General features: G+C 35.2%; 2 protein-coding genes. Both read right to left on the bottom strand.

Annotated elements, in window-relative coordinates; genetic code table 11:
- Positions 1-72 precede the first annotated feature (72 nt).
- Positions 73-594, bottom strand: coding sequence for an IS630 family transposase (locus NF27_RS12915; protein ID WP_039454636.1), 522 nt, complete (start codon positions 592-594; stop codon positions 73-75).
- Entirely contained in the window at positions 567-929 is a 363-nt protein-coding gene (locus NF27_RS12910; protein ID WP_039454634.1) for an IS630 transposase-related protein, read from the bottom strand. The genes NF27_RS12915 and NF27_RS12910 overlap by 28 nt, the downstream gene beginning before the upstream one ends.
- Positions 930-954 lie beyond the last annotated feature (25 nt).

The raw sequence follows: 954 nt of genomic DNA, 5'->3' as shown, positions 1-954 counted from the left end.
ATATTCTTACTTTGTTTTTTCAATAGGTTTTTAAGCGCTTTCTTATACTGTTTTATAGTAAAACTAGTTAATTTATGGTACAAGAAAGAATGCAGAGATTGCATCATATAAATGGAGATGTTTTTTAATTTGTTGTTTAATCCAACGTTTCATATTAGCCCAAAATTTCTCTATCGGATTTAGATCCGGTGAGTAAGGAGGTAGGAATATAACTCTGCAACCAACTGACTCAATTAATTGTTTGCTCCTTTGAGATTTATGAAAAGAAGCATTATCCATTATTACTACTTGGTCTGGTTTTAATTTTCTAATCAAAAACTGCTCTACCCAATTCTCAAAAACCTCACTGTTACAAGAGCCGTTAAAAACACAAGGAGCTACAACTTGATTAGCATTTAATCCGGCAACTATATTCGTCCTTTGATAATACTTTCCACTCCTTTTCCCTCTGAGTGGGATCCCTTGCATGCCCCACCCTCTATCCTTACATATATTTACATCTATCCCGCTTTCATCAATGTATACAAGCTTATCTCTATCTATTGCTTTAATAGAGTCTAAGTATTCTAACCTCCTCTCTTCACTAGCTTCCACATAGGTAAAGGCTTTTTTTTATAGATAAATCCTAGCTTTTTCAACCAGTAAATCCCTCCTCCGCTACTCATCCCAAATGCTTTGCCTATATCTTCCGCTCTAGCATTCAGGTTCTCCTCTACATACCTTATAAATTTTTCAATATCTATTCTTGGCTTCGCACCCGGTCGCTTTCGAGCACAAAAATGCCTTTCGCTCTTATACCTAACATGCCATTTGTTTACTGTGGTCTTGCTCAAATTGAATACTTTTGCTGCTTCCCTTTGCCTATTCCCTGCTTCCAAGTATTTTATTACTTTCTCTCTTAGATCTAAACTATATGGACTTGTTGACATCGTTTTTCTTTTTTATTTACCTTAT

The organism is Candidatus Jidaibacter acanthamoeba, assembly GCF_000815465.1.
GTDB classification, from domain to species: domain Bacteria; phylum Pseudomonadota; class Alphaproteobacteria; order Rickettsiales; family Midichloriaceae; genus Jidaibacter; species Jidaibacter acanthamoebae.
The sequence above is the reverse complement of the archived record's forward strand: the minus strand, read 5'-3'. Positions and strand labels throughout refer to the sequence as shown.

Excerpts from the sequence above, each read along its gene's own strand:
- NF27_RS12910 (WP_039454634.1), bottom strand. The coding sequence starts at position 929 with ATGTCAACAAGTCCATATAGTTTAGATCTAAGAGAGAAAGTAATAAAA.